This window comes from Methyloferula stellata AR4 (assembly GCF_000385335.1).
Classification (GTDB): domain Bacteria; phylum Pseudomonadota; class Alphaproteobacteria; order Rhizobiales; family Beijerinckiaceae; genus Methyloferula; species Methyloferula stellata.
Map to the genome: position 1 here is coordinate 2,942,774 of NZ_ARWA01000001.1, position 25,989 is coordinate 2,968,762.

Consider the following 25,989-nt stretch of genomic DNA (forward strand, 5'->3'; position numbering starts at 1 on the left):
TGCTCTAAGCGCCTTTATTTAGCGTCTCGCGCTGGGCTTTGAGCCTCAAGAAATCCTCGCCGGCATGATGCGATGAACGCGTCATGGGTGAAGCGGAGACAAGCAGAAAGCCCTTGGCGAGCGCCATGCTCCCGAAGCTCTTGAACTCGTCCGGCGGCACGAAGCGCATCACCGCATGATGTTTGCGGGTCGGCTGCAAATATTGCCCGAGCGTCAGGAAATCCACGCCTGCGCTGCGCAGATCGTCCATCACCTGCTGCACCTCATCCGGCTCTTCGCCAAGGCCGAGCATCATGCCGGATTTCGTAAAGAGAGTGGGATCGAGCTCCTTCGCCCGCTGCAAAAGCCGCAGCGAATGAAAGTAGCGCGCGCCGGGCCGCACGCTCAGATAAAGCGACGGCACCGTTTCGAGATTGTGATTGAAAACATCCGGCTTCGCCGCCACCACCGCTTCCAGCGCGCCGTCCTTGCGCAGGAAATCCGGCGTCAGAATTTCGATCGTGGTTTTCGGGCTCGCCGCGCGGATGGCGCCGATAACCTTGGCGAAATGCCCTGCCCCGCCATCGGCGAGATCGTCGCGATCGACTGAGGTGATCACCACATGGGCAAGGCCGAGCTTGGCGACGGCGTCGGCCACATGCGCGGGCTCGGCCGCATCGAGGGCACCGGGCAGGCCCGTCTTCACGTTGCAAAAGGCGCAGGCGCGCGTGCAGGTGTCGCCCATGATCATGAAGGTCGCGTGCCGCTTTTCCCAGCATTCACCTATATTGGGACAGGCAGCCTCTTCGCAGACGGTCACAAGGCCATGTTCCTTGACGATCGCGCGCGTCGCAGCCCATTGCTTCGAGCCCGGCGCCTTGACCCTGATCCAATCGGGCTTGCTGGCCATGGGCTGATCTGGACGATGCGCCTTTTCCGGGTGCCGGAGCTCACGTTTCTGCGCGGCGCCCCCAGAAGGAAGATCATGTTGAATCGTCATTTGAAGTCCTGATGCGACAGCGCGAGGCTCATGTCATTTTCCAAGATACTGGCATGCAAGCAACGCTCATTCAAAAACGCTCATAAGGCGCTGAACCACACTTTTATTTGAAAGATCGGTTTCAAACGTGGCCAAAGCGGTATTTTTTTGCCTGCCTATATTGTTTTAGATGGGAAAACAGCGATCGCGCAAAGAAAATGGCTTCAATCCTAAATAGTTCTTTCGGCCGGGATCTCAATCGGTCCTGGACATGCGACGAACGACAGGTCAAGCTTCCACGATGAGGTCTCATACTGCGAGACAGGGAAAAATATGGCGCTCCTGGATGAGCGAAGCCAAACATCTAAACCGCGCATTTTGATCGTGGAAGACGAGCCGATCATCGCGCTCGCGCTTGAAGAAATGCTTCAGGAGCTCGGCTTCGACATTGCGAGCTGCGTTTCGCATGTCGCCGAGGCGCTGGCCTTTCTCTCCCGCGAACATGTCGATGTCGCTTTGCTCGACGTGAATCTGGGCGCGCAGAAGATCGACCCCGTCGCCGACGCGCTTGCAGCCCGCGATTGTCCCTTCGTGTTCACGACCGGCTATGGGCGGTCCGGCCTGCCGGCCGCGCATTCGCATCGCGCCGTCGTGGAAAAGCCCTTCCGCATGGATGACCTGGCCGGTGCCGTGCGCGCCGAGCTGCAAGGTTCGCCCTGGAGCATTTGAAGCTCCGCTGGCCGCACCGGCATGACGTTGCGGCGGTAGGGTCTTTTGATTCAGCCTCGGCCACCCGACGGCGGGGGTGGAGGCGGCGTCACCGTCCGGGACGGGGCCGGCGGTGGTGGAATCGTGACACCATTGAGCTGCTGCTGCTGCGCTCTGTTGGTCACGAATGTATCGCCGAGATTGATTGTATCGACTGTCCAGGGTCCGGGCGTATTCGCGGGATCGTTCGGCAGGCGTCCATTGCCGACGCCAAACCGCGCCGCCATCAGATCGTCCGGCCAATGATGAACGCCGCCATGCTGCCCGGGCTTGCTGACGAGAAGCGCCATGGCTTCCGCCAATATATTTTGCGGAACCGGAAACGGCAGTCCGATCGGAACATTGAGCCCGTCGATTTCGACCGCATAGCCCGGCCGCGCGATCGTCTGGCTGCTCACATTGTTGGAAATATCGATATGGCCGAAATGGTCGATCACCATCACGTGGCCGCCGGGCAGAAAGATGATGGTCATCGTGCCGCCGCGAATGCCGATCGTCGCCACCGGCGTCTTCACCGAAGCGCCATTCGTGTGACTCACCTGGCCGCCGACAAAGCGCATCACGCCCTTCGTCATCGAGGCCGCCATTTCGCCGGTGCCAGCTGACGGATCATAGACGAATTTATCGACCACGACTGAGGAATTGCGCCCGACATTGAGGGTGGACTTGTCGAGGAAGGAGACTTGAGCCGTGCCCTCTCCCGACGTCTGGATCTTTTCCTTATGGACCACGCCCGCGCCGACCGACAGAGCGTGCGGCGCGGAGGCGCTTGGCGGCGTGCCCGAGGCTTGCGGATTGGCGGCCCCGACATTGCCGACGTTCTGCGCCAAGGCCGCGCCCTGGGTCAGCATCAGGCCGAGAATGAACGGGCTTACGCCTCGCAACCGCATTTGCGTTCCTTCTTAAAAGCGTGCGTTGGGTCCGATCATGACGGACACATCGTCCGTCCTGTAATTGATGATATTCGAATCCGTCCGTGCGTATTGGAACATCGCGGCGACGCCGAACGATCCCGTGATCGGCATATCGAGCAGCACGCCGGTGCGCCAATCCGTATCGCTGCGCTTCAGCAGGGCATTGATGAAGGGATCGGGCGCATCGAAATTCGACCAGAGCACGCGCGCATAGGGCATCACCGTCCAGCGGCGCGGCAAGAGATTGCTCGGCGGATCGAATTCGATGCGGAGCGCCGCCTCGAAGCCGCCTTGGAAGAAGCTCTGCCAGGCATTGAAGGCATTCGCGCCTTGGAAAATGCCGCGGCCTTCGAAGGTGATCCAATCGTTGAACTTATAGGACGTCGCCAGCGTGCCCGTCACGAGATTGCCGCTGCCGAGCGCCGTGCCGATCAGGAAGCCCGGATTATGCACCGATATAGACCGCCATTCGACGCCGGGCTCAAGGGTCCAGGCGTCCGTCACGGGCGCGCGCAGCGACACGCCGCCGCCGCCGGAATTCAAATATTGGCTGCCGCCGATCCAGGATAGATTGCCCACGATATAGGGTTTGATGGTTACGCCCGGCAGCAGCTCTGGCGCCAGCGCCAATCGCGGCCCAAGGCTCGCCTCGACGATGCCGAGGTCGAATTGCGTCAGTTGAAACTGCTGCGTCCCATAGCCGGTGAATCGCGTTTCGAACGTGTCGCCGCGCTGGTTCTGAAAATCATAATCATGGCTGATCTGCGCGATCTCGAACCCATTCCAGTCGGATTTTTTCTGTTGGTTCGGGCCGACTGGAAGATTTGCGCCGAAGACCTGCAAAGTTCCCGTATCCGGCAAAGCGCTGACATTCGACTGATAGCGGATGCCGGTTTGCAGGAGGCCGGTCCATTGCGAGGGCGAAAGACGCTTTTCGGCATCGGGCAGATAAGCCTCGATGCGCGCACGCACCGCCGGATCGAGATCGCCCGCCGCCAAGGCGTCCTTGAAATAGCGCACCGCCGTTTCATAGGAGCCCAAACGGAAATAAAGCGAGCCCAATTCGAATTTGGCACGCGTCAGTTGCGGATTGTAATTGAGCAGCCGTTCGAGCGCGCCGATCGCCGCCTCATTGTCGCCAAGCGCGGATGAAATACGCACATAGTCGAAGGTCAGCTCGTAATTGGTGGGTTCGCGCAAGGTGGCCGCGAAAAGCCTCTCCTGGTCGGCTCTGGTCACCTCGGCCGCGCCGGCGCCCTGCCCCGATCCAAGCCACAAAACCAGCCCGGCAAAACCGGTCAGGCCGAATTTCGCCAAGCCAGCCCTAGCCGGACCGAGACGAGCCAAGCCGAGACGTGCTAGGCCAAGACGCGCTGGTCTAAGCCCCGCCGCAAGCTGTCTCCAGCATGTGCCGCCGGTTTCGGTCGGCAAAATCTTCCACAAAAGATTTGGCTCCGGAAAGGAAATATCAAAATCGGCAGGTCCGTCTGACCTTGATCCAGATTAGACCGCAACCCTAGATAAGCAAAGAATTCCCCCAGCCCTCCAGGCCGCCTGCGGCTTATTCCAAACTATTGTGGCAGCGCGGCAACCATTTACTCAGATGAAAGACGGTGGGAAAATACCGGTGATTGCTTCGACGTCTTTCCGGCGCCATTTTAGTGCCATGTTCGAGCCGCTAGTCTATAATCTCGACAGTGCCATTCAATCCGAAAGGGCCCTGAAGAGGCCATGATGGAACCGGCAACGCTTGCCTCGGCATCAACCGACGTGGTTGGACGGCGGCTCTCGCGGTTGATCTGGGTCTTGGCCTTGGTCATCACCGTCACTGCCTTGGGTACGGTGTCGGTCCCCTGGACCTTCTCGACCGCCGCCTTACGCGACGAGGTTGCAGCGCAGATCCGTCAAGCGACCGGTCTTGCAACAATCTCACAGGGACGGGCGGTCTTCGCGGTTTTGCCGCAACCCCACATCAAGCTCGATCAGGTCAGTTTCGTCGATCCGAGCGGGGCACTGCGCATCGATGCGGATTATTTCAAAGGCAATCTGCGCATTCTTCCGCTGATCGTCGGGCGGTTGGAGATCGCGAGCGCCACTTTGCTGAAACCGCGTCTCGTCATCGATCTCGATGAAAACCCGATGCCGGCCGATAGCGCCATCGGCCGCGCGGCCGAGGCAAAGCCGGAAACGACCGAGGCCGCGGCGGCCGACACCGCGAGGCTTGGCACCGTCTCTCTCGTCAATGGAACGGCGCGTCTCAAAACCAAATTCGCCGCCTCCGACGTCATTGTCGATGACATCGACATGACGCTCGATTGGCGAAATCTCAGTGCGCCCGCGAGCCTGACCGGCAAAGCCCGCGTGCGCGGTGAATTCGGCGATGTCGCGGCCTGGGTCGCGGAACCCGCCGAGCTCCTGCGCGGCGGCCGCTCCGAAATGACGCTCGATATTAAAACCGACGTCCTCACGCTGACGACGAACGGAATATTGTCGGCGGCGCCAAAACCTGAATATAGCGGCCATCTGCGCGCTACGAGCCAGGCTTTGCCAAGGCTTTTGGAACTCATCGGTTATCCGATCCCACGGACGAGCGCGTTGAGCCGCTTCCGGCTTGCCAGCGACGCCAGGTTGAATGCCGAAGGCATGTCGTTTTCGAATCTGAACCTGCGCTTGGCCGGCAGCGATTTCGAAGGCTCGCTTGCGATCGAGACGGGCGATCAAAAGCCACTTCTCTCAGGGACTCTCGCGACCGATCTTCTCACACTCGATCCCTTCTTTGCGCATTTTCAGAAGATCATCAGCGACGATGGGCAATGGAACCATGAGCCTCTCGATTTGCGCGCTTTGACGACCGCAAATCTCGATATCCGGGTTTCGGCGAGCCGGGCCCGTCTGGCGCATTTCGAAATGCAGGATACCGCGCTTTCGCTTTTGACGCATGCCAACCGGATCGATCTCAGCCTGGCGGAGGCCAAAGCCTATCGCGGTCTCGTCAAGGCCCGGGCCTCCTTGGCGATCGGCCAGGATGGGGTCGATCTTCACGCGACGAGTTCCGTAACCGATCTCGACGTCGGCGCGCTCTCATGGGATGCCGTCGGCCTGCCGGAACTGACGGGGCTCGCGAGCGGCACCGCCAATTTAGAAGCCGATGGCCTCAACCTTGCCGACTTCCTTCAACATCTCGACGGCAAGCTTCAATTGAACGTCAAGCAAGGCGATGTGAGAGGCATCGATCTCGCGCGGACCTTGCACCCGGCCCAAAACGGCGAAGCGCCGCAGACGCCGGACACACGCGCCACCCGCGTGCCTTACGACCACGCGCAGCTTGGATTGAAAATCCTCAAAGGAACGGCGGAAGTAGAGCAAGGTCTCGCCGATGGACCCGGTGGCCATTTGCTTTTGAGCGGCAGCGCTACCCTCCCCGACCGGAAACTCGATCTTCGCGCCGTGATTTTGCCTGCCGTACCGGATGATCCCATATCCAAATCCGCGCAGGATCGTAATATTCTGATCAAAGGGGCGTGGGATCATCCCTTGATTGCCCCCGCGCCTTGATCCCATTTGTGATAACCAATCAAGTTATCCATATCTCAATTCATGACTTTGCCATGGTCCCATCCAAAGTCATCTTGATCTAAGAGTTTCTATCGTCCTTCTCGGCGGTGCCGGGTCTGTTGGGCGCTTTCCAGAAGGAAACGGCATGCCGCGAATGAGCATTTTTGTGCGAACTGGCTTTGCGATCGGTCTCAGCGCCGGGCCGGCTTGCTTTGCCGCCGGAACGATCAGCCAAGCCCATGCGCAAGACCAGCGTCTTGGCGCGTTTCTTCAGGTCGGCATAGCAGCGACTGCCGAGAACGTCACGATCGAAACTGATTCGGCGACCTATACGATCGGCAAGATCACGCTTCAGGGCACCGGCCTGACGAATAGCGATCTCGCGACGCTCCTCGATCCGAAGGCAGCCCTGTCCCTCACCGAGCGCTTTGGAAAAATCACCGCTTCCGAGATCACCATTCCGGAGCTGACTTTCGTCACCAAATCCACGCCGGTTCAAAAGGTCACCTATCAGAATATCAAGCTGACCGACGTCAAGCAGGGCAAAGCCGCCGTCGCCGATATAGACGGCGCGCATTTCACGATCACCGACGCCAAGGACGGCACGATCGAGGGAAGCTACGGACATATGCATGCGCAAGGCGTCGATCTGGCGCTCGCTTCGCACATCGTCAGCGAAGCCAGGAAGGACGAGGCCGAACCTCTCAAAACGCTCTATGAAAGTTTTTCCCTCGACGGATTTAAAATGAACGGTATGGGCAAAGAAGCTCTGTCTGTGACAGCTGGCAATTTTTCCGGCAGCAATGTGAAGGGACGCGCCTTTGTCACGCGCCCGTCGGAATTCCAGGCAGCGTCTGACGATCCGGCCCGTGCCGCGGCTTTGATCAAGGACATCTTCACATCTTTCGACATGGAGAGCATGAGCGCGAGCGATATTCGGCTTCAATCCGAAAACGATGGCAAGCCCGTCGCAATCTCTCTCGGCAAAATGTCGATCGCGAATTTCGGCAATGCAAAGATCGCCGACATAAGGTTCGAAAATTTCGCCGTGGATGTTCAAGGATCGACGGTCAAAGTCGGCGACATCGATTTCAAGGGCATCGATTTCGTGCGACTGCGCGATCTTCCCGCGACGCCTGTGCCGAAAGCAGAGGATGAGGCTGGAGACAGCAAAGAAACGGCGGTCTTCGTCCCGGTCCTCGCCGAATTCAGCATGAATAAAGTGGCGATCGGCATCGCCGACGACAATGGTGCGGCGGATGCGAAAAAGGGCACGTTCTCTATCGACCATTTTCAAATCGACGGCGGAATGCCGATTGAAACGACGCCGACGCAGGTCACTGCGGCGCTCGATCATTTCGTTTTCGATTTGAAATTGATGAAGGACAAGGACGTGCGGTCCTTGACCGACATGGGCTATACGAAACTCGATCTCTCGAGCCGGATCGACATGGCTTGGGATGCGAGCGCGGAAGAACTCACGGTCAAGGATGTCTCGATCAGCGGCGCCGATATGGGCGCGGTCAAAATTTCCGGCCTCGTCGATAATGTCACGAAAGACTTTTTTTCAGGCGACACCACCGCCATGCAGGCTGCAGCTTTCGGCGCCCTGGTGAAGAAAATCGAGATCAGAATCGATAATGCCGGGCTTTTCGAAAAGGCCGCCGCCGCGCAAGCCAGGGCTGAAAATAAATCGATCGACGAGATCAAGAAAGATTACGTGACCGCGGCCGCGATCGGCCTTCCGGCCATGCTCGATAATCGACCGGCTGGGAAAATCATCGGCGCGGCGCTCGCGAAATTCGCCGCAAATCCGAAATCATTTCATCTCACGGCCATATCGCCCGATGGACTTGGAGCCGCCGATTTCGCTTTGACCAAGGAGCCCCTTTCGCTCCTCGACTCGCTTGAGATCAAGGCCACGGCGAATGAATAAGCCTGCCGCCTAACGCAGCTTGGCGGCGGTCAATCACCGGCCGCCGCGCGCAACGCGTTCGATTTCGGCGCGCACGAGACGCTCGACCATGACCGGCAGATTGTCGTCGAGCCAAGCTTTGAGCATAGGGCGCAAGAGATCGCGCGTCAGCTCCGCGAGCATTTCCGGATTTGGTAGAAGCCGGCTGGCGAAGAGCGCATTGAACGAGGACGCCACGGCAGCGTCCGTCGCGGGCGATGCAATCGGCTCGTCCTCATGGAAGACGGCCTGCGGCTGCGGCTTCGCCGCCGGTGCTTGAGTCTGGAACGGCATCGGCTCGACATTGTGCTGGGGGGCCGGCTGTGCCAAAGGCCGGCTCTCATGCTCGCCGAGCTGCCGGCGAAGGCGCATATCGGCGAAGTCCGTATGTTTCCGCTCAAGCGGTGCGACTTGCGGCGACGTTACTTGCGGCGAAGCCATATAAGGCAGGCTGGTAAAGAGCTTGCGCTCCTCCGTGGCGGCTCTCGGCGCCTCCGGGATGCCCCCGCTCACATGCTGCTGTCCGTGTTGCGTCGGCGCGGCAGGCGGTGGCACCGAAGAGGCAGGTGCGCTTTGCAGCTCGTGTGCGGTTACCGGCTCAGGTTCGGACTGGGCAGGATCGCGATGCGCTGACAGCGATTGATCGTCGGAGATGATGCGCCGGATGGACGCCAGGATCTCCTCCATCGACGGTTCATGCGTCGGGCGTTCATCGAGAGAGTCAGAGGGCGAAAGGGACGTGAGAGCTGGCATGGACCTCAGACGCTTTCCGGTCACTCTGCGAACCAGACCAGCCGGCGCAGGAAGGATTAAAAATAAGGGCGCGCCAGGATAGAGCCGCATCCTTATTCGAAGCTTGCGACTCGAACCTTATCATAGATGGATTCGCGAGATTAGATGTTCTTCTCAAATGGGTTGGGGACAAAGGCAAAGGTTTGGACAAAGCACGCCCGCGCCGCGCGCGGAAACCCTGCATCAGTTTTAGACGTGACCTGAACTATATGAGATTGTGCCTCTCGCCGCGCATAGCAAATTGGCGCGAGCGCTAACGCCCGTCGGGCGTTCTAAGCCCGATCCACTTATCCTTGACCTGATTGAAATGGATGGTCGGATCGTAGGCGATCACATTCAGATTCAAGTTGGCCGCGGTGAGTTTGCCGATGGCAGCCATCACCGTATAGGACGCGACGACGCGGTCGCGTTGCGCTGTCACAAGTTGGACGCGTGCGTTCAAAAGCGTCTGCTGAGCCGTCAACACGTCGAAGGTCGTGCGTTGTCCGACTCTCGCCTCTTCCCTGATGCCGTTCAAGGCAATCTCGGCGGCCTTGACGGCGGCCTGCGAGGACAAAATGACGGCCTTGGCGGTATCGAGCTGCCCCCAGCTCGATACGACAACGGCGCGTACTGAATCGCGCTGCTGATCTGCCTGGAGGCGGGCTTGCGCGAGCAATTCCTTGGATTGGCGGGCGCGGGCGAACACCTCGCCGCCGGCATAGAGCGGGACGGACACCTGTCCGATCACGGACGCGTTGAAAAATCGCTCGGAAGGAAGCCCGGAAGACGCCCAATTTTGTTGAACATTCCCGACGACGCCAACCGTCGGATAAAGCTCGCCTTCGACGAGCTTGACCTGAAGCTCTGCCGCGTCGACCGCATGCAACGCGGCAGCGATCGCCGGATGTTCGCTGAAGGCAACGTCGATCGCGACCGGCAACGCATGCGGCAGCAATTGTTCGATCGGACGGGCGGCCTCAAGCCGCGTCGGCTCAACACCAATCACTTGCCTGTAGGTCGCGATGCTGTTTTGCAAAATGGCTTGCGCGGTAAAATAATCCGAGCGCGCCGTCGCCAAACTGGATTCGGCCTGCGCGACGTCGGTTCGCGTCACCTCACCGACCTCAAAACGGTCGCGGGTCTGGCGCAATTGCTCTTCGAGAACGATGATATTGTTCTTGCGCAGATCGAGAATGGCCGTGTCGCGCAAGACATTCATATAGGCCGTCGCACCGTCGAGCAGCGTGCTCTGCTCGACATTTCGCGTGGTTTCGCGCGCGCCGAGAATATTGCTCTCCGCCTGGCGCACGCTGTTCAGCGTGCGATTGCCGTTGAAGAGATTCTCGTTGAGGGTGACACCCACCGAAGTCGGAAGGCTTTTCGGATGGATATGGCCGTTCCCCAGATAACCATTGAGATAGTTGGGACCGCTTGAGCCCGTTGCCGCCACAGTCGGCAACCATCCGGCGCTGGCGCGCGGAAGGTTCTCATCCGTGGCGCGCAACGAAGCGCGTTGCTGATTTAAATTCGGGTTGCCTTGGTAGGCCCGCGAGAGCGCGCCCGACATGGTCTCGGCAGAGGCCTGCCCCGCCGCCATCGTCAGAAGCAATACGGGGAAAAGAGCAAAGCGCATCGCTGAACGCCTAGCAAAAGAATGCGCGAAGCGCGGCGGGATCGCGCCCAACGAAAGCCGGCCGATTCCTCGACACTCATATTCGGAACCGGTCTTGTGCTTGGATGGATTTTTCAACGAGCTTACCACGGACTCTTTTAACAGGCGGATTAGTCTAGCTCTTTTGACACCGACATGAGCAGTCCACACGGTCGCAGAAGAGCAGAAATTCATCCTGTGGCGCAAAAATGCGACACTTGACGAAGCGACCAAGAGTACTAAGGCGCGCATGCCAAAATGCCCGGGCCGTTTGAAGCAACTGGCGTTTTCTTCCGGTATTTCGGCTAAGCGCGCGTCCGGTCCAATGCAAGAGTTCCTAACCGACAAGATCACGCTCCGCTCGGGCCAAAACGATCAATTGTGGCAAGCTCTTACCGGTCATCGTGATCGACTTTTCGGAGACGCGGTCCAAAAGATCAATTCAACTCGTCGTGTTCGCCACCGCGCGTTTCGATAGCCCCCACACAGTTCGCCCGTTCACAAGAATTGCGACGATTCAAAAAACGAATTGCGGGGCCTTCTCGAAATCTTTCAAGAGAGCGGCTGAAGCGTCGAACAAAAAGCGGGAGCTGACATCATGCGCACCTTTTTCGAAGCGAACGGCTTTGCTCGCATGCGCATTCGCTTCGCCGGCAAATCGTTGAATGGCGACGAGCCGGCCGCCGTCCTTCAATTGGCTGAATAAAGTGTCGAGTCCGGCTTCGACCGCCCCATTGATGAAGATCACATCGTAGGCCGCGCTTTTATCAAAGCCTTGTGCAAGCGGTCCTGTGACCACATGCGCGTTGCTCACATTGCATGCTTGTAGGTTTGCCTCGATGAGAGATGCAAAACCCGCATCGGCTTCAAGCGCTGTTATATCCTTGCAAAGGCCCGCCAAAAGCGCCGTCGAATATCCGGTCCCCGCCGCGATATCGAGAATTTTGTCCTCCGGTCTGAGCGAGGCGCCTTGGATCAGCCGCGCCAGAACCAAAGGCGGCAGAAGCTGACGCCACACGCCATTCGCCGCACCTTCCGTAATCTCGAGCGCACTGTCGGAATAAGCCAGATCCCTGCATCTCGCCGGTAAAAAAATCTCGCGCGGGACATCAAGAAAACGCGCGACGACAGCTTGATCCGTGACATCGAATGTCCGGATTTGGCAATCGACCATGGTACGTCGATGCAGGGCCGAATCCGGAAGGAGATCAAGTTGATCGGGAGAAGCGCTCATGGGGCTTTCGACATGGGAGATTGACCTGGCCGCTGGTGCCGCTACGCGGGCCGCTTATAGATTGCTCCAATCTGTCTGTCCATCCGGGGACCAGGACGGGATCAAGGGATCGAGCAAGGGATCATTGGCCGCGGCGGCATTGGCTGCTATTGAAGGCTCAGGGTTCTTTTCCTTCGCGATCCTTCCGATTCGTCATCATAACTTCGTGCCTTTTCGCCGATTTCGTCGGCAGGGCCTTTCAGCTGGAACTCCCATAATGGACGATTCTCCGACCGAGCATTTCGAGCACGCCGAACATGCCGAGCATGTCGCCCATCTGGGCGACAAGTTCCTCATCAAAGTGTCGGTTACGATCGCGCTGCTTGCTGTCGCGGCAGCAACCGTCGGCAGCCTCGAAACGCTCGAAACGGCAGCCGCCATCGGCGACAAGAACGACGCCGTTTTCATCCAGAACAAGGCGACGGACAATTGGAGCTTTTATCAAGCCAAAAGCATCAAAAAGAATGCTTATGATATCGCTGCCGCGGGCGGCAGCCCATTGGCGGAAGACTATAAGGCGCAGTCCAAACGCTACGATCAGGAAGGCAAGGAGCTTCTCGCCAAGGGCGAAGAACTCGAACGCCAAACCGATGCCAAGCTCGAGAGCAGCGAACGCCATGAGCGGCGCCACCATATTTTGACGGTCGGCGTCACGCTGCTTCATATTTCAATTGCGATCGCAACGATCGCCATCATCATGCGTGGGCTGAGATGGCCTTGGTATTCGGCTTTGGCCATGGGCACAGGCGGCACTCTGATCGCGATCATCGCCTATTTTTAAACCGTCAGGTCCTGCATCCAAGACCTGACGGCGAAACTGTCGTTCAGCTTTTCAGCTTCTTATTGCATTCGCTGTAATAGCCGCCGCCCTTTTGCGTCCATTTCAGGCCGCCGTTGCTGTTGGTTGCCTTGTTCGCCTTATATTGATCATCGCAGGTTTTCAGGCGCTGCATGTGCGGCGTCAAAGTAGAATATTGCGGTGAGATGCCAGTCGGGAAAACGATGGGCCCGGTTGGAACCGGCGCTTCGGTCGCGGACGCCGCCGGAGCCGTCGCTGTCTTTCTGGATTTGGGCGCTGCGGGCGGAGGAGCCTCGACCGGCGCAGCAGCTGTAGACGGAGGAGCAGCTGGCGGGGGTGCTGCGACGGCCGGCTGTTGTGTGGTAGCGGCACCCGTCTTCAATTCGGCCGCGCATGCACTGTAAAATTGCCGCCAGCTTTGGCCGTTGAGCGTATTGGCTGCCTTCGCGGCCTGGTATTTGGTGCTGCATTGCGACTGTACGGATTGGGCTTCGGCCGTCCCGGCTAAAGCCAAGCCGAAGAGCCCACTCGCTGCAAAAACGAAAAGCGCTGAACGCGTAAAATTTGGGAACATCCAAGGTCCTCCTCAAACGCGCCGCCTATCCATTATCGGATCATGCGAGGCGCCAAGCGGAGTCTCCCAAATTGCATTGAATGGGTCAATCGCCGATCAGTCGGCATCGCCGCCGAAAATCGGTCGCGATCAAGTTTACGCTGTTTGCGCCGGCTTGATCGCGACTACCACCAACTGAGTATCTCAGCGAGCTCCCGGCTTTCTTTCCGACACATAGGCCGGCGCCTGTGTCGGCGGACCGATTTGAACCCAGGTGTTTTCGTCGTTTTGAGATTGCCGTTTGACGAATTTATATGCGGTGCGATCCCAGGACTTTATCTCGTCGGTCAAATTATCGAGAATGAATTCGCCATGGTTGGTCTTGATCGTCAAAATCGCATGGCCGTCATTTTGCTCGTCCTTGACGACGGTCATCAGCAATGCCTGGCGCGGAAAGCCTTCTTCAATAAGAAGCTTGCGTTTCAGCAGGGCATAATCCTCGCAATCACCCTTGCCGTCGCTCGGATAGTCCCATTGGTCGAGCACGCCCCAATGATCCATATCGGAAACCGCCACGATCGATTTATTGACCAATTTGTTGACGCGCTCCAATTGCTTCAGCGCCTCTGGCGTCAAATTGACATCAAGCGGCGTTGCCGGACCGGCGTTGCATTCGCCTGCATAGCGGTGGCAGAAATCCATCCAGCCATAAGGAACGCTCGTCTCTGAGCCGACCGCGGCATAGGTCGCCTGCGGCACGTTGGTCAAAGCCCAAACCGACTGAGACGGCAGCGCGAATGCCGTGGTCAACACCAGCATTCCCGCGGCAATATTCTTGACATCGAACCCGGACATTTCAGTCATTCCCCCTGCCTGATGCGGGAAGAATGGCCATGCCGTTTTGAAGCCGATCTAAGTAAATAGATAAGTTTTTATCGATTAGCCGATTACCGGGAATGGTAGAGTTTATGTATAAATCGCGTTGAATAAAAAGCGTCGAATTTTATCGATTTCGGCCATTTCGCGGTGTCCAGCGATCCGAACGTGGTTGAAATCTCATGAAGAGCGCCGGGGAAACCAATCGGGGCTCGCGACATTGCCTTAACGGGAATGGCAAGACGCGCGAGCTGAAATGCCGTTTCGTGACCAATTTATAAAAATGCGACGTGTCGCCAAAAAATCCCTATTTTAGCAAAGATCGCGGGCCGTCCCGCGACTGCGAACCTGAGCAAGGACCCCATGCTTCCTTCGACCGAAGTTTTGCACCCCAAGCCCTCCACATTGCCGGCCATCAGCACTGTGCCCGACCTTTCGGAGGAAGACTTGGTCGCTCTCGCGGAAGCGGTACGGGAGCTCGAACATATGAGCTTCGCTCTGCATCTTGCCAATCTTCTCGGGCGGCAGATCGGGCAAGTCGGCAAGCTGGTACCCCCTTCCGTTACCGGCCTCGTCAACCGCGCCGCCGAAGCGGCGATCAAGAATGCCTTCCATCTCGCCTTGCGCAGCCTCGGGCCGCAAAACCAAGACGAATTCAACAAAGGCACATTGAAGGGGACGCGCCGCTTCCATAAGGCGGCCGTGGTTTTGTCCGGCGCCGCAGGCGGCGCCTTTGGAATCGCGAGCCTGCCGGTCGAATTGCCGATTTCGACAATGCTCATCTTGCGTTCGATCGCCGACATTGCCCGGCACGAAGGCGAAGACCTTTCGGAGCCCGATACTCTATTGGCCTGCCTGCAGGTCTTCGCGCTCGGCAGCCGCGAAGACGGCGGCGGCGATTTCACCGAGAGCGGCTATTTCGCCACGCGCGGCCTCTTCGCCAAGTCGGTTTCGGAAGCGGCCCGTTATCTCGTCGGGCGCGCCGCGACCGATGAGGCCTCGCCGGTTCTCGTCCGGTTTCTCGCTCAGATCGGGGCGCGGTTCGGCGTGGTCGTTTCGCAGAAACTGGCGGCCCAGGCGGTACCAGTGCTTGGAGCAGCGGGCGGCGCCGCGGTCAATTATGCTTTTTTGACCCATTTCCAAAGGATCGCGCACGGCCATTTCACCATCCGCCGCCTGGAGCGGATCTATGGCCGCGAGCCCGTCCATGCCGAATATGAGCGGCTTGCACGCGGCGAACGGCGTTCGGCGTGGAACAACGCACCCTCGGGAGCCTAAGAATTTACCAAGCCAATCGAGCTTGGACTCAACTGCAAAAATACCGGAACCAATAGCTTGACCGTGCGTTATCGGGCAGTTTTTGGGGATGGTTTAATGCGACATATGCTTTTAACGGCGGGGTTACTCTTCGCCGCCGTCATGACCTACGCATCTGTCGACGACGCGCACGCGGGGCTCTTCGACTTTCTCAATCAGGGCACGCCTGAGCCGCAACAAAGGACGATCGAGCGCCAGACGCCGGATCTACCGCCCGTCACGCCCTTGCCCAAATATCGCGTCGAAGCACCACGCCACATCACCGTCATCCACAAGAATGCGTCCGGCAAAGCGTCCGTTGTTGCGCATCAATCCGTGGACTTTCCCAAAGACGGCACCCTCCGCGATGGCGATGCGGTCATGACGAAAAACGGCATCAGAATCTTTGCGGGCTCGAATGATTTCGTCACCTTGTCGGAAACAAAGGGCCTGTCTTCGGCGGAACGCACCGCTTTGGCGGAGATCGACGCGCATCGATCCGAAGAAGGCTGGCAATCGAAATCGAGCGGCCAGGACCAGCTCATCACCGGCCGTTCGGCCGCGAATATGGCGCATGCTTGGAAATGGGTTCGCGATCCCAAGGGTGTTCTCGTGCGCTATGTGGGTCCCTGACATTCGAAGCCATGAAGGCTGTAAGTAGGACCACTTAGAATTGCGGCTTGCGAGCGCTTTCGCAAAACTTATTCACCGCTTTTTTCTTTTCTGAGCTTGAGCCAATAGGCGAGCCTTTTGGCGATCTCGCGCTCGAAACCGCGGTCGACGGGCTCGTAAAGTTTTTGCCGCCCTAAGGCGTCCGGCCAATAATTCTGTCCGGAAAATCCTTCCGGCGTATCGTGATCATAGGCATAGCCGCTGCCGTAGCCCTCATTCTTCATGAGCTTCGTGGGGGCGTTCAAAATGATTTTCGGCGGCATCAGCGAGCCATGCTCTTTGGCAAGCCGCGTCGCGGCTTTGAAGGCGACATAGGCAGCGTTCGATTTCGGCGCCGTGGCGACATAGATCACGGCATTTGCAATTGCGAGTTCGCCTTCCGGACTGCCAAGAAAATCATAAGCTTCCTTCGCCGCATTGGCGATGACGAGCGCTTGCGGATCGGCAAGCCCGATGTCCTCGACAGCCATGCGTACCACGCGCCGCGCGATGAACAGACGGTCTTCGCCGGCATCAAACATCCGCGCGAGATAATAAAGCGAGGCGTCCGGATCGGAGCCCCGTACCGCTTTATGCAGCGCGCTGATGAGGTTGTAATGGCCCTCCTGCCCCTTGTCATAAATGGGCGCGCGCCGTTGCACGATCTCGGTCAGCTGCGATGCGTTGAAGCTTTCGCCGGGGCCTGCCGCGCGCCAAATCTCTTCGGCCAAAGTCAGCGCCGCGCGGCCATCGCCATCCGACATACGAATGAGTGCAGCGCGTGCATCCGTATCGAGAGGTAAGTATTTACCCTCAATCTTTTCGGCGCGCTCAAGAAGTTTTTCGATCGCCGTTTCATCGAGCGCACGAAAGGTCATGACACGCGCGCGCGACAAAAGCGCGGCGTTCAATTCGAAGCTCGGATTCTCCGTCGTAGCGCCGATAAGGACGATCGTTCCATCTTCCATGACCGGCAAAAAACTGTCTTGCTGCGCCCGGTTGAAGCGATGAATCTCATCGACGAAGAGAAGCGTTCCCTGCCCTACGCTGCGCCGTCTTTTGGCCTCTTCGAAAACTTTCTTGAGTTCGGATACGCCGGAAAAGATTGCAGAAATTTGGACGAACGAAAAATCCGTCTGATCCGCGAGCAACCGCGCAACAGTGGTTTTGCCGGTACCCGGAGGCCCCCAAAAAATAAGGCTGCCTAAAGAGCCAGATCGCAACAGCCGCGTCAGTGCGCCGTCCGAACCGAGCAGATGATCTTGACCTGCAACATCCTCAAGCTTGGCGGGGCGCATGCGATCTGCAAGCGGATGCGGAGCTTGAGCGTCGAGACCTGCGTTTGAAAAAAGATCTGCCATCTTATGCCGAATGTGTGTCCGCTAATGTTTCAAGTCCAGTCAAGACCAGTTCCGCGCAAGGTCGGAAACAGACTGTGTCATATCACCAGATCAAATCAGCACTGGATCGAAAGTACGACTCATGTTGAATTTCTTCGGTGCCCTTCGTTGAGGGTTAGCAAGAGGTCGGGATAGCAAGGCACTATTCGAAACGGCCACCTGCAATGCCACGGATTGACTGGCTCGCTTTTTCGTCTGGCCCAATCTGTCTTGGAATAGTGTGCAGTCATTTATAGCCACAACTCTGAAAGGATGGTTCGGATGCGTACTATCGCATTGGTCACGCAAAAAGGCGGCTCTGGAAAGAGCACGCTCGCAGCCTGTCTCGCGGTCGCGGCACAGGAAGCCGGCGAACGGGTTTTCCTCTTTGATATGGATCCGCAAAAATCATTGCTGAAATGGGGCGCGCGGCGCAACGACAAGGAACTTCCCGTCGAGGCCATTTCGGCCGCAAAGCTCCCGACAGCTTTGGCCACTTTGGCCAAAGGCAATGTCACCCTGACAATCATCGATACGCCGGCAACCGAAACGCAGGCCTCGGAGGCAGCCATCAAAGCCGCCGATCTTTGCATCATTCCGGTGCGTCCGACGATCTTCGATATCTGGTCGAGCGAAACCACGCGCGGCAAGATCAAGACCATGATGAAGGACTATGTCTTCCTTCTCAATCAATGCCCCTCGTCGCGCGAAACCCAACGCGTGCTCGACGGCGCGGCGGCGATCGAAGCCATGGGCGGACTTTTGCGTCCCCTCATCGCGTCGCGCGTCGATTATCAGGAAGCCGCACGCGAAGGTATGGGCGTGACGGAAATCAACGAGGAGAGCCCTGCGGCCGAGGAAATGCGGCAGCTCTGGACCTCCCTGAAGAAAAGGCTTGCCCGCCTCAAGGCCGGCGACAAGCAGAACAAAAAAGCCGCTTAGGCTTTCTGGCGCCACGAAAACGATTCGCACTACGTATGTCTTCTCCCCTTTTGGGAGAAGACAGCGCTATTGACGTGGAAAATTATTTTATTGGGCCGATGCAGCCGCGAGCGCTTGCGCCATCTGGTCGACCTCCAGCCATGACAGCCTGACCGGCGGCGTTTTCGCCTCAAACACCACACCATCGGCAAGAACTTTGGCGGCAAAATCGCCGTCGCTGGCGATCGGGCTCATGTAGACTTCATCGACGGAGCTTTTCTTCTCTTTGACCGCCGCCAGCGCGCGCGAGAGGATCTGCGCCTCCTGGAAGGTAAGATCGAAGACATAACCTGCGACCACCGTCAGCCGGATCATCCGACCAAGGCCCCGATGCGAGAAGACAGCGACATACTCATGGCTCATGCGGGATCTTTCCGGATCATGTTTATCGGCGCATTTTCGTGCGCAAAACGGATATGCTTTTGCGGAATATGCTCCGCTTCAATCGGCTTGTGATCGCCGCCGCGAAGCCTGTTCCTCGACCCAGGTCGAGACCGTATCGATCAAGCGGATCGATCCCGGCAGGCGATTATAGGCATCGCGCTCGGCTTCCGTAACAGGATCGAGCGTGCGCCACCATTCGATCAATTGCCTGATCAAGGCGCGTGCCGACCATTCGCCAGGCACGATATCGGAGAAGCTTTTCAGCCCGAAGGTCTTGTCCATATCGGCCAGAATATCGGCGATATAGGCAAGATCGCTTTGCGAAAAAGGCAGAGGTCCATCGGGTGCGCGCTGCACCATCCTGATCTCGCTGAGCTCGGGAATATAATCTTTCATCGGATGTTTTGCTTTTCCCAGCGGCCGGCGACGCTTTGCTGCCAATAGGAAAGGTCGCATCCGGCCGCTTTCAAACGCTTCCATTCATCGCGCGCGAATCCGAGTTCTTCCTCTTGATTGCCGTCGAAGAGCAGGATCACCCGCGCATAGCCATTTGCTTCGGGGCTTTCGAGCAAAGGCGCGGCGGAGGCACCGTCGATGAAAAACCGCACCGGCGCCTGGTTGGGGTTTTCCGGCCCTGTCGTCAAAAACACGGGCTGCATCTCGGCATCGCCATCGCGCGGGCGCCCATGCGCGAGAAAACTCCCGTCTCCATAGGTCCAAAGCCATTGGTCCAGGGCGTCGAGTTTTTCTTCGCTCGTCGCCTGCACGGTGACGCGCCAATTGCGCTCAAGCGATTTTTCGAGCAGCACCGGAAGCACATGTTCGAGCGACTGGCGCTGCAGATGATAGAACCAGACTTCCGGCATGTGCCTCGCCACCCTTGCGACGCATGATCTTTATCCGACCTTTTCGGGATCATGCTCCTGTTCCGACGCATGATCTTCGTCCGAAAAGTCTGCAACTTTTCGGGATCATGCTACCCCTCGTAATATTCGGCCACCAGCTGGTCGAGCAGCCGCACGCCCCAGCCGGAACCCCAGCTCTGGTTGATGTCGTTGTGAGGCGAGTCCATGCCGGTCCCTGCGATGTCGAGATGCGCCCAAGGCGTATCATTGACGAAACGCTGCAGGAATTGCGCCGCCGTGATCGAGCCGCCATGCCGCCCGCCGGTATTTTTCATATCGGCGAACTTCGAATCGATGAGCTTGTCATAAGCCGCGCCAAGCGGCAGACGCCAGAGCTTCTCGCCCGTCTCCTTGCCGACATGGGTGAGCTTCTCGCTCAACTCGTCATTGTTCGAGAAGAGGCCCGCATATTCCTTGCCGAGAGCAACGAGAATGGCGCCCGTGAGAGTCGCGAGATCGATCATGAATTTCGGCTTGAATTTATCCTGCACGTACCAGAGCACATCCGCCAAAACGAGGCGGCCTTCGGCATCCGTATTGATCACTTCGATCGTCTGGCCGGACATGGATTTCACAATATCGCCGGGACGCTGCGCTTCGGCGCCGGGCATATTTTCAACAAGCCCGATCGCGCCGATCGCATCGACCTTCGCCTTGCGCATCGCAAGCGTCTGCATAAGGCCGACGACGCAGGCGGCGCCCGCCATATCGCCCTTCATGTCCTCCATGCCGGCGGCGCCCTTGATCGAGATACCGCCCGTGTCGAAGCAAACGCCCTTGCCGACGAAGGCGATCGGCTTTGCCTTGCTGTCTTTGGTTTTGGCGCCGGTTCCGCGCCAACGCATGATGACGACGCGGCTTTCGCGCACCGAGCCCTGCCCTACGCCCAGGATCGCGCCCATGCCCAGATTGCGCATCGCGGGCTCGTCGAGAACGGTGACTTCGACGCCGAGTTTTTCCAAAGCCTGGGCACGCTTGGCGAATTCTTCCGGATAGAGAATGTTGGCCGGTTCATTGACGAGCGAACGCGCCGTCAAAACACCCTCTGCCACGGCCTCGCGCACTTTGGCTTCGCGCCGCGCCGCCGAAGGTTCGTCGACGGCGATATAGACATCCGTTGCGCCGGAGTCATCGCCATCGTCTTTCTTCTTCGTCTTATAGAGGTCGAACCGATAGTCGCGCAGCCGCATGCCGAGCAGCAGTTCGGCGGCGGCGCCAGCCGGATCTTTCGGCGGCTTCGGCGGGTCGAAGGCGACAAGCGCGTTGGCGCCGGTGCCGAGCCGGTGCAGGATGTAGCCGCCGAGATTGGTGTATTCGCTGATCGAGACGGGCGGTACCTTGTCTTTATCGGCCTTTTCCTTATCCGCTTTGGCCTTGTCGTCCTTGACCGGCCCGGTGCCGATGACGAGCAGCCGGTCGGCTGCAAATCCGGCAGGTGCCAGAACCTCGAGCACGCTCGACGACTTGCCCTTGAACTTTCCGGCCGCCGCCGCCTTCTTGAGAAAAGCCTCGCCCTCGGTGCCGATCAGTTTTCGTGTTGCCTCCCCGAAGATCAGATCTTGTCCGGCAAGTAGAACCAAGGTTAGCGGCGTTTTGGACTTGCCGCGTTTTCCGGCGGGCTGAAACGGCGTCTGCGCCGAGAGCGAACCCAGCGCGACGAATTCTATTCTGATCGGATCGGACATTTTTTCCTCATGCTTATCGTCCCGGCTGCCGGGCCCTGATCGTGTGGCGATCGCTCAGGTTAGCGTGATCGTGATGCACTAGATCACGATGATTTCGGATTAGTTCAAGTCGGGCAAGCCCGAGTTGGTAATCCAAAATCATGGCCGTGATCGATTCTAAGAATTTAGAGCGGGAGTGCGCAGGTAAGCCTGCGCAATCTGCGTAAACTTGATTGCACCCGAAAAACCGCTACACACTTTTCCTCATCCCGCTCTAGGCATTCCGTTCTTTCGCGTCAAAAACAGACTAGTGCAAGTTACACACCGGTAGGTAGGGTTTTCCGGCTGCAAGGGCTCTCAACTTGTCAAGAACTGGTTTGGCGCCGCGTCACTAAATCCGTGGGCCATGCAGTGTCCTGCCGCCATGCGTGACAGGAGAGCCACGCCGGCCCGGGATTTCGCTTGATGCACGCACTCGTGCGCGACTTCGCCTTGCGCAGCGGGAAATGAGATTGTAGCCAGACGAGAACCTATTCTGCCGGAATCTGCGTTCCGGCTCTTTTGCTTAAAACCAGGAAGGCGGCGTCTGCTGCGCGGAGATCTCCCATCTGGTCTGGATGTCGAGGCGCCACGCCGCGGCATCTCCCAAGGCTGGCGTGACCCCGCGGGGGTCCGGGCCGATGGGCATTTGGACGCTCCGGTCGACGCCGACGCGATCCCGACAAAGTCTCTGCCTATAGCACGGCAGCGGCATCGGGTGGTTTTCGGCCCGATCGCCGCCATTGGGACGAAAATGACTGAGTTGACCGGCTGGCAGGGATCAAACGGCGGGACAGGCCCATGATTGGCATGACCCTCGGCCGCTATTTGTCAGCCCGATTCTTCAGCATGATCGCCGTGGTCTTCCTGACCCTGTTCGGGCTCGTCTATGTCATCGATTTCGTCGAGACCCTGCGCCGCGCCGGCGACAAGCCGGGAGCTACCGCCGGATTCATCGCTTTTCTAGCGTTTTTGCGGACGCCGGCCGTCACCGAACAGGTATTGCCCTTTTGCGTCCTGTTCGGGACGATGGCGGCCTTTTTGAATCTCAGCCGCCGCCTCGAACTAATCGTCGCCCGCGCCGCCGGGATTTCAGTCTGGCAATTCCTGGTGCCGCCGCTGGGGATAGCGCTTCTGCTCGGGATTACGTCGGTCACCATCCTCAATCCGATTTCGGCCGAAATGAAGCAGCGCGCCGATGGAATCGAGGCGGAGCTTTTCGGCGGAAACGGCCGCAAGGAAGGCGACAACAGCATATGGGTCCGGCAAAAAAGCGTTGACGGACAGGCGATCATCCGCGCCGAAAACGTCCTCGACGGCGGCAGCACCCTCCAATCGGTCACGGCCTATGTGTACGAGCCGAATGGCCGATTCGAAGAACGCGTCGACGCCGACACGGCGAAACTCCTGCCGGGCGTCTGGCAGCTTCAAAATGCCAGGGTTTCGGCGCCGGGCGAGGATGCGCAGACCGTCGGCAATTACCTGCTGGCGACGACGCTTTCCCGGGATCAGGTGGCCCAGACGGTCGCCTCGCCCGATTCCGTACCGTTTTGGGATCTGCCCGCTTTCCGCGAACAAATTGAAACGGCAGGCTTGGATGCAACCGGATATCGCTTGCAATACCAGACGCTTCTAGCCAGACCTTTGCTGTTGGTTGCGATGGTTCTGCTCGCCGCGGCTTTTTCCTTAAGATTTTTCAGGTTTGGTGGCATAGCGAAAATGGTAGGCGGTGGTGTAGCTGCGGGCTTCGTGCTTTATGTAGCGACGAAATTCGTCGGTGACCTTGGCGGAGCGGGCCTTTTGAGCGCTCCGGTTGCCGCCTGGGCGCCTGCGGTGGTCGCGAGCATGCTTGGCGCTCTCGCCCTGCTGCACCAGGAGGATGGTTGATGGGGCGGCGTTTTTGCCCCGAAAATACGGATGGAGCCCGCTCCACCCCTGGGCGTGCCCGTTGGAATCGCAGCCTCGGCGCGCGAGAATTCCGCGCGGGCTTTTCCGCTATGGCGGCGGCGCTTGCCCTGGTCGCGGTTTTGTTCGCGCTCCCGGCGGTCAGCCAGACGGTCAATGATCGCTTTGCGAAGAAATCCCCGTCCGGAGAGCCGGACAAGATGTTCGTCGAAGCCAATGAGCTCGTCTATAACGACAAGACCAATACCGTCACCGCCGAGGGAAACGCCCGCGTCTATTATCAAGGCAATGTCCTTGAGGCGGATCGCGTCATCTACGATCGCAACACGAAACGCGTCTATGCCGAAGGCCATGCCAAGCTGACCGAAAAAGACGGCACCATCACGCACGGCGACAGCTTCGATGTGACCGATGATTTCAGCGATGGCTTTATCGAGAGCCTGCGCGCGGACACGACCGATAAAACCCATTTCAGCTCGCCGCATACCGAGCGCACGGAAGGCGATACGACCGTCTTCGATAAGGGCACTTATACGGCCTGCGACGCCTGCAAGAACGATCCGACGAAGCCGCCCTTATGGCGAGTGCGTGCCAAACGCATCATCCATAAGAACGATGAGCAAATGATCTATTACGAGGATGCCTGGCTCGAATTCTTCGGCGTGCCGCTGGCCTGGGTCCCGGTCCTGTCGTCGCCGGACCCGACGGTGAAGCGCAAGTCGGGAATTCTCGCGCCCTACATGGGCAATAGCGGCCTCCTCGGCACCGGCTTCGGCGTTCCGATCTTTTGGGATCTGGCCGACAACTACGATATTACCGCTACGCCGACCTATTATTCGCAAGAGGGATTCTTCGGCAAAGCCGAGTGGCGGCACAGGCTTGAAAATGGCTCCTATTTCGTAAGGGTTGCCGGCATTGATCAGGCGAAACCGCAAGTCTTCGGCAGCGAGCCCTATGCGTCCGGCGACGTGAAACTTCGCGGCTCGATTGAGAGCAAGGGCGAGTTCCAGATCGCCGATCAATGGAAATTCGGCTGGGCAGGCATCCTCTTGTCGGATAAGCGCTTTCTCAGCGATTACGGGGTGCAGAGCCTCGAATATTCGAGCAATTATATCAGCGAGACGACTTCGACGGTTTATCTGACCGGGCAAGGCGACCGCGGCTATTTCGACTTGCGCGGATATTATTTCGAAGGCCTGTCGACGCATGATATTCAGCTGCAGCAACCGAGCGCGCATCCGGTCTGGGATTATAACAAGACCATCGATGTAGATCCGGCGAAGACGTACGGAGTCGGCGGTCAGGTCACTCTCGATTTCAACTTCACCAGCGTCTCCGCCGTCGCCGCGAGTTATCAGTCTGTTGGCACACAGACTTTGGATAAGGCCTTTAGCCTCTACAATGTCTGCACCAATTACGCTCCTGGCGTCGTGCCCGGCAGCTGTCTCTTGCGCGGCATCGGCGGCGATTACAATCGCGCCACGATCGACACCTCGTGGAAACGCAAATATATCGATCCGGTCGGCGGGGTTTGGACACCCTTCGTCTTTGCGCGGGCAAATGGCGAAGTTCTTAATCTCAACACGACGAACTCCTATACTTTTGCGTCGACCGCCGGCACGTCGACGTTCACCAACGCGTCGCAGACCAATTTCCTTGGAGGGGCGGGGGCCAATAATGCCTTCGGCATGTTCACGCCGGGTGCGGGTGTGGAATATCGCTATCCAATCCTCGCTAAAACCCCCATCGGCGCTCTAGTCTTCGAGCCGATTGGCCAGATTGTCGCGCGGCCGAACAATCAATTGGGATCGTCGTCCCTCGTGAACATGGACGCGCAAAGCCTCGTCTTCGACGATTCGACCCTGTTCCAATGGGATAAATATTCCGGCTACGATCGCTTCGAGACCGGAACGCGCGCCAATTACGGGGCGCAAGCCACGATGAATTTTGCGACCAGCGGCTATGCCAATATCATCGCCGGCCAATCCTATCAGCTCGCTGGAACCAATTCCTACGCGACGCCGGATGCGGCAAATGTCGGGTTAAGCTCCGGCCTCGACACGCGGCGCTCGGATTACGTCGGAGCCTTCACTTTGGCGCCGAGCGGGATCTTTGCGTTTACGGCGAAAGGCCGGTTCGACGTCAATACATTCGAAGCGCGTCGCCTCGATATGGGCGTGTCCGCGAATTTCAACGCGCTGACGGGCAGTATTTCATATGCAAATTACCAGGCGCAACCGCTCATCGGCTATTACGTCCGCCGCGAGGGCCTGTCGATCGACTCGAAGTACAAGTTCGCCCAAAACTATTTCGTCCAGGGCAACGTCACTTTCGACATGAGCCGGCACCTCTACGCGCCAGCCTTGATCGGCTTTACAAATCCGGGCTTGTTCCCGATTGCCAACCTCGGCGTGAGCGCCGGTTATCAGGACGAATGCTGCACCTTTACCGTCAAATATTCGTCCATTTATTACGATAATGGCCTCGGTACCCTGGCGCATAACAATACGGTGCTGGTCGAATTTCAATTGCGCACTCTGGGCGATTTCAAATTCAGCCAGACGCTCTCCAGCGCGTCGGGACTGGACGGGCTCTGATAAATGCATAGCCAAAGCGAAAAAAGCCAAACAAAAACAATGGATCTGACGACGATGAGATTGATCGCTCTTCACTTCCCACGGATCGGACGCCTGTGCTTAACGGGGACGGC

At 58.3% G+C, this 25,989-nt stretch carries 22 protein-coding genes; 9 read left to right on the forward strand and 13 right to left on the reverse strand.

All coding sequences use genetic code 11. The features are described 5' to 3' along the window. Window positions 1-4: 4 nt before the first annotated feature. On the reverse strand, window positions 5-979 hold the full coding sequence (gene lipA, locus A3OQ_RS0114365; RefSeq protein WP_020176105.1) for a lipoyl synthase: 975 nt from the start codon (window positions 977-979) through the stop codon (window positions 5-7). Between the two features lie 312 nt (window positions 980-1,291). On the opposite strand from lipA, the gene A3OQ_RS0114370 reads away from it, so the two are divergent. After that, complete coding sequence (locus A3OQ_RS0114370) at window positions 1,292-1,687, forward strand: response regulator (RefSeq protein WP_020176106.1); 396 nt, start codon at window positions 1,292-1,294, stop codon at window positions 1,685-1,687. 50 nt (window positions 1,688-1,737) lie between these two features. On the opposite strand, the gene A3OQ_RS22565 is transcribed toward A3OQ_RS0114370, so the two are convergent. Then, the gene (locus tag A3OQ_RS22565) at window positions 1,738-2,616 is read right to left on the reverse strand and encodes a FecR family protein (protein ID WP_020176107.1); all 879 of its coding nucleotides are present in this window, start codon (window positions 2,614-2,616) and stop codon (window positions 1,738-1,740) included. A 12-nt stretch (window positions 2,617-2,628) separates the two neighbouring features. Further along, a complete protein-coding gene (locus A3OQ_RS0114380) occupies window positions 2,629-3,957 on the reverse strand; it encodes a tetratricopeptide repeat protein (protein WP_020176108.1) in 1,329 nt (442 codons plus the stop codon). Window positions 3,958-4,371: 414 nt separating this feature from the next. On the opposite strand from A3OQ_RS0114380, the gene A3OQ_RS0114385 reads away from it, so the two are divergent. Next, entirely contained in the window at window positions 4,372-6,195 is a 1,824-nt protein-coding gene (locus A3OQ_RS0114385) for an AsmA family protein (protein WP_020176109.1), read from the forward strand. Between the two features lie 154 nt (window positions 6,196-6,349). Beyond that, window positions 6,350-8,131 (forward strand): hypothetical protein, encoded by a 1,782-nt coding sequence (locus A3OQ_RS0114390; protein WP_020176110.1) that lies wholly within the window; start codon window positions 6,350-6,352, stop codon window positions 8,129-8,131. A gap of 33 nt (window positions 8,132-8,164) precedes the next feature. On the opposite strand, the gene A3OQ_RS25105 is transcribed toward A3OQ_RS0114390, so the two are convergent. The 3 genes from A3OQ_RS25105 to A3OQ_RS0114405 all read right to left on the reverse strand — a co-directional run bounded on the left by A3OQ_RS25105 (window position 8,165) and on the right by A3OQ_RS0114405 (window position 11,748). Continuing rightward, a complete protein-coding gene (locus tag A3OQ_RS25105; protein ID WP_244427156.1) occupies window positions 8,165-8,902 on the reverse strand; it encodes a PopZ family protein in 738 nt (245 codons plus the stop codon). Window positions 8,903-9,194: 292 nt separating this feature from the next. Further along, window positions 9,195-10,556, reverse strand: coding sequence for a TolC family outer membrane protein (locus A3OQ_RS0114400; protein WP_152428467.1), 1,362 nt, complete (start codon window positions 10,554-10,556; stop codon window positions 9,195-9,197). Between the two features lie 535 nt (window positions 10,557-11,091). Further along, window positions 11,092-11,748, reverse strand: a complete 657-nt coding sequence (locus A3OQ_RS0114405; protein ID WP_244427157.1) for a protein-L-isoaspartate O-methyltransferase family protein — start codon at window positions 11,746-11,748, stop codon at window positions 11,092-11,094. Between the two features lie 316 nt (window positions 11,749-12,064). On the opposite strand from A3OQ_RS0114405, the gene A3OQ_RS0114410 reads away from it, so the two are divergent. Further along, window positions 12,065-12,628: a DUF4337 family protein gene (locus A3OQ_RS0114410; RefSeq protein WP_020176114.1), complete on the forward strand. Its 564-nt coding sequence runs from the start codon at window positions 12,065-12,067 to the stop codon at window positions 12,626-12,628. Between the two features lie 43 nt (window positions 12,629-12,671). Here A3OQ_RS0114410 and A3OQ_RS0114415 read toward each other — a convergent pair whose 3' ends face one another. Both A3OQ_RS0114415 and A3OQ_RS0114420 read right to left on the reverse strand, forming a co-directional pair. Next, window positions 12,672-13,220, reverse strand: coding sequence for a hypothetical protein (locus tag A3OQ_RS0114415; protein ID WP_020176115.1), 549 nt, complete (start codon window positions 13,218-13,220; stop codon window positions 12,672-12,674). Between the two features lie 183 nt (window positions 13,221-13,403). After that, window positions 13,404-14,054 (reverse strand): transglutaminase-like cysteine peptidase, encoded by a 651-nt coding sequence (locus A3OQ_RS0114420; protein ID WP_020176116.1) that lies wholly within the window; start codon window positions 14,052-14,054, stop codon window positions 13,404-13,406. 384 nt (window positions 14,055-14,438) lie between these two features. On the opposite strand from A3OQ_RS0114420, the gene A3OQ_RS0114425 reads away from it, so the two are divergent. Further along, window positions 14,439-15,353 carry an EcsC family protein gene (locus A3OQ_RS0114425; RefSeq protein WP_020176117.1) on the forward strand — a complete coding sequence of 305 codons (915 nt, stop codon included), beginning with the start codon at window positions 14,439-14,441 and terminating at the stop codon, window positions 15,351-15,353. A 96-nt stretch (window positions 15,354-15,449) separates the two neighbouring features. Then, a complete protein-coding gene (locus tag A3OQ_RS0114430) occupies window positions 15,450-16,004 on the forward strand; it encodes a hypothetical protein (RefSeq protein ID WP_152428468.1) in 555 nt (184 codons plus the stop codon). Window positions 16,005-16,072: 68 nt separating this feature from the next. Here A3OQ_RS0114430 and A3OQ_RS0114435 read toward each other — a convergent pair whose 3' ends face one another. After that, window positions 16,073-17,383, reverse strand: coding sequence for a replication-associated recombination protein A (locus A3OQ_RS0114435; RefSeq protein ID WP_020176119.1), 1,311 nt, complete (start codon window positions 17,381-17,383; stop codon window positions 16,073-16,075). A gap of 300 nt (window positions 17,384-17,683) precedes the next feature. On the opposite strand from A3OQ_RS0114435, the gene A3OQ_RS22570 reads away from it, so the two are divergent. Then, window positions 17,684-18,343 (forward strand): ParA family protein, encoded by a 660-nt coding sequence (locus A3OQ_RS22570; RefSeq protein WP_040580107.1) that lies wholly within the window; start codon window positions 17,684-17,686, stop codon window positions 18,341-18,343. An 87-nt stretch (window positions 18,344-18,430) separates the two neighbouring features. On the opposite strand, the gene A3OQ_RS0114445 is transcribed toward A3OQ_RS22570, so the two are convergent. From A3OQ_RS0114445 to A3OQ_RS0114460, 4 genes are all read right to left on the reverse strand, one after another. Continuing rightward, window positions 18,431-18,745, reverse strand: coding sequence for a hypothetical protein (locus A3OQ_RS0114445; RefSeq protein WP_020176121.1), 315 nt, complete (start codon window positions 18,743-18,745; stop codon window positions 18,431-18,433). A 78-nt stretch (window positions 18,746-18,823) separates the two neighbouring features. Next, entirely contained in the window at window positions 18,824-19,162 is a 339-nt protein-coding gene (locus tag A3OQ_RS0114450; RefSeq protein WP_020176122.1) for a hypothetical protein, read from the reverse strand. Continuing rightward, entirely contained in the window at window positions 19,159-19,632 is a 474-nt protein-coding gene (locus A3OQ_RS0114455; protein WP_020176123.1) for a DNA polymerase III subunit chi, read from the reverse strand. The genes A3OQ_RS0114450 and A3OQ_RS0114455 overlap by 4 nt, the downstream gene beginning before the upstream one ends. 110 nt (window positions 19,633-19,742) lie before the next feature. Beyond that, window positions 19,743-21,356 carry a leucyl aminopeptidase gene (locus A3OQ_RS0114460; protein ID WP_020176124.1) on the reverse strand — a complete coding sequence of 538 codons (1,614 nt, stop codon included), beginning with the start codon at window positions 21,354-21,356 and terminating at the stop codon, window positions 19,743-19,745. Between the two features lie 819 nt (window positions 21,357-22,175). Between A3OQ_RS0114460 and lptG the strand changes: the two genes are divergently transcribed. Then, window positions 22,176-23,261, forward strand: coding sequence for an LPS export ABC transporter permease LptG (lptG, locus tag A3OQ_RS0114470; protein WP_020176126.1), 1,086 nt, complete (start codon window positions 22,176-22,178; stop codon window positions 23,259-23,261). Next, window positions 23,261-25,876 (forward strand): LPS-assembly protein LptD, encoded by a 2,616-nt coding sequence (locus A3OQ_RS0114475; RefSeq protein WP_152428469.1) that lies wholly within the window; start codon window positions 23,261-23,263, stop codon window positions 25,874-25,876. Before lptG ends, A3OQ_RS0114475 begins: the two co-directional genes overlap by 1 nt. The last annotated feature ends 113 nt before the right edge of the window (window positions 25,877-25,989 follow it).